The organism is Streptomyces sp. SID1328, from assembly GCF_009865595.1.
Classification (GTDB): Bacteria; Actinomycetota; Actinomycetes; order Streptomycetales; family Streptomycetaceae; genus Streptomyces; species Streptomyces griseoluteus.
The window spans coordinates 1-2,831 of sequence record NZ_WWKH01000217.1 but is presented as its reverse complement, the minus strand read 5'-3'; the positions used below and the strand labels follow the sequence as shown (position 1 = coordinate 2,831).

Sequence of the window (2,831 nt, the reverse complement as noted above, 5' to 3'; positions counted from 1 at the left end):
CGGCCGTCCGGCGACAGCCGCCACCGGCCCCGCGTCGAGCTGGCCGGTGCCGTCCCCGCCCCCGGTCGGCGAGGCCCCGCGCTCCTCCTACGACCCGCTCCAGGACACCGGATACAACATCCCCGCCTATGGCAATCCGGGCACCCCCGGATACGGCGGAAGTGATGTGTACAACACCGGTGAGACGAACGCCCGCTACGGGACGTACAACTCCTCCGAAACGTTCAACAGCGGTCCCGCCTCTGAAGCGACCCCCGGCGCCGGATACGACGCGCCGGGTTCGGGCGAGCCCTGGAACACGCCTTCCGGAGGCCATAGGTGAACGAGGCCCTTCCCGACGTCCCCGAGGTCCGCGTGGTCGGACTTCCCCAGCTCACGTCGGGTTTCGACCTTGTGGAGCGGCTCGACCTGCCCATGCATCTGAAGGTGCACGGGCCGCTCGAGCCGCTCGGCGGTGAGCAGCTCGCGCAGCTCGCCGAGAAGATCCATCTCAAGGGGCGCGGCGGCGCGGGCTTCCCCTTCCACAAGAAACTCCGCTCGGTCGCCGAGTCGGCGATCAAGAAGGGCGTACGCCCGGTCGTCGTCGTCAACGGCAGCGAGGACGAGCCGGCCTGCCGCAAGGACACGGTGCTGATCAACCGTGCCCCGCACCTCATCCTGGACGGCGCGCTGCTGTGCGCCGAGGCGATGGGCGCGCGCACGCTGGTGATCGGTGTGACCCGCGAGTCCACCCAGCGCTCGATGGAGGCGGCCCTCGCCGAGCGCGGCCTGAGCAACTCGCGCCGCTCGGCCCTGCGCGCCTGGGTGCAGCGCAACCCGGTCCGCATGGTCACCGGCGCCGCCGCCTCCCTGATCCGCTCGGTGGACGGAGGCCCGGCGATCCCGCCCGGCCGGAAGATCAGCGCCTCGCAGAGCGGCGTCGGCGGGGTCCCCACCCTGCTCTCCAACGCCGAGACCTTCGCCCAGCTGGCCATCGCCGCCCGCATCGGCCCCGAGCGCTACGGCAACACCGGTCTGTACGACGAGCCGGGCACGGTGATGCTGACGGTGTCCGGCGCCGTCGCCCGCCCGATGGTGATCGAGGCCCCGACGGGTGTGCCGCTGCGCTACATCCTCCAGCTCGCCGGTGCCCCGCCGGTGCCGCAGGGCGTGCTGACCGGCGGGTACCACGGCAAGTGGATCGACGCGGCGACGGTGAACGAGGCGGTCGTCTCCCGCAACTCGCTGGACGCCGTGGGCGGTGCGCTGGGCGCGGGCGCGATCCTGCCGATCAGTCAGGAGACCTGCCCGCTGGGCGAGTCGCTGCGGGTGGCGCAGTGGCTGGCCGACGAGAGCGCCGGGCAGTGCGGCCCGTGCTACCTCGGACTGCCCGCCGCCGCGCGCGGCATGGAGGACATCATCAACGGCGGCGGCCCGGCCGCGCTGGAAGCGCTGAAGCAGGTCGCCAAGAACGTGAAGCGGCGCGGGGCGTGTTCGCACCCGGACGGCTCGGCGATGTTCCTGGAGTCGACCATCAAGGCGTTCACGGACGACCTGGCCGCCCACGTCCTCGGCAACGGCTGCGGACGCCCCGTGGAGGGCGTGCTGCCGCTGTTCGAGGACGGCAGGCTCCCCGCCGGCATCACGGGCGGCGCGGCGCCGGAGGAGTCCGGGGGCAGCCGCCAGAAGATCTACGTCGACTGGACGCTGTGCCGGGGCCACGGGCTCTGCGCGGACATCCTCCCGGAGGTCTTCGAGCTGGGCGCGGACGGCTTCCCGACGGTCGCCCAGGCCCAGGTCCCGCGCTACGCCGAGGCGAAGGCACTGCGCGCGGTACGCCGCTGCCCGGCGCTCGCCCTGCGCATCGAGGAGGACACCCGCGGCCAGGCGCCCGCCCGGAACCTCCCGGTGGTCTCCCAGGGCCGGGGACGGCGCGCACTGGGCCGCTGAGACGGAGCCGGGCGGGCCGCCCGAGGAGGGACGGCCCGCCCGGCCACGGACAGGCGACTGACAACACGACGAAGGCGGACCGTCTTTGTGACGGTCCGCCTTCGTTTTCTGTGGAGCTAAGGAGAATTGAACTCCTGACCTCCTGCATGCCATGCAGGCGCTCTACCAACTGAGCTATAGCCCCTTGTTGCTTTCCGCCCGGTTTCCCCGGCGGCGAAGCCAACATTACACGGACCCTGGGGTGGAACACCAAATCGGTTCCGTAATGTCCGTTATGCCGTGACGAAGGAGTAGAACCGCTTGAGCGTGCAGTGCTCCTCCAGCAGCCGGCCGTAGATCGGCTCCCCCTCCAGTTCGCGGTACGTCTCGATGGGGTCGCCCTTTATGATCAGCGCCCGGGCGCATTCCTCGCACCAGTACTGGTAGTCGGGGTTGATCGGCTCCATGTCGCGGACGATCGGGGTGCCGCTCCCGCACCAGTCGCACTTCCGCCTGTGTGCACCCATCGCTCAGCTCCAGCAATGGCCACAGGCCACGTGCGCGGAACCTCCAAGGATGCTCGCAGGCATCGCCACTCCCTCCCGTCGGGCCGAGCCCCCTTCCGGCCGTCTGATTCTGCCACGGCCGGGCCTGCACGGTCAGCGACGCCTCAGTACCGGTCCGGACACGGTCGCCTCCGCGCGAAGACCGTTCGCCGAGGTATACGACCATGGAACGCGAACGACTCAAGCGAACGGCCCGAGCGGGGGACAAGCAGAAGATCCCGCCCCTCGAGGGGACGGGATCTTCATCACCGATCTCTGATCACTCACCAGGAGTGTCGATCTGTGGAGCTAAGGAGAATTGAACTCCTGACCTCCTGCATGCCATGCAGGCGCTCTACCAACTGAGCTATAGCCCCT

General features: G+C 70.2%; 2 protein-coding genes, 2 tRNA genes and 1 pseudogene. 2 read left to right on the top strand and 3 right to left on the bottom strand.

Annotated elements, in window-relative coordinates:
• Together GT030_RS06365 and GT030_RS06360 are read left to right on the top strand one after the other, a co-directional pair.
• Positions 1–322, top strand: a pseudogene (locus GT030_RS06365) (cytochrome b/b6 domain-containing protein); the annotation flags it as partial.
• Positions 319–1,929, top strand: coding sequence for an NADH-quinone oxidoreductase subunit NuoF family protein (locus tag GT030_RS06360; RefSeq protein WP_135794130.1), 1,611 nt, complete (start codon positions 319–321; stop codon positions 1,927–1,929). The pseudogene GT030_RS06365 and the gene GT030_RS06360, both read left to right, overlap by 4 nt.
• A gap of 111 nt (positions 1,930–2,040) precedes the next feature.
• Here the strand turns inward: GT030_RS06360 and GT030_RS06355 are convergent.
• The 3 genes from GT030_RS06355 to GT030_RS06345 form a co-directional block, all read right to left on the bottom strand.
• Positions 2,041–2,113: transfer RNA gene (locus tag GT030_RS06355), tRNA-Ala, on the bottom strand.
• Between the two features lie 88 nt (positions 2,114–2,201).
• On the bottom strand, positions 2,202–2,435 hold the full coding sequence (locus GT030_RS06350) for a hypothetical protein (protein ID WP_006136074.1): 234 nt from the start codon (positions 2,433–2,435) through the stop codon (positions 2,202–2,204).
• A 322-nt stretch (positions 2,436–2,757) separates the two neighbouring features.
• Positions 2,758–2,830: transfer RNA gene (locus tag GT030_RS06345), tRNA-Ala, on the bottom strand.
• Position 2,831: the final 1 nt, after the last annotated feature.

What these genes read in the sequence shown, in the direction of transcription:
- GT030_RS06350 (WP_006136074.1), bottom strand. Translation starts at nt 2,435, where the DNA reads ATGGGTGCACACAGGCGGAAGTGCGACTGGTGCGGGAGCGGCACCCCG.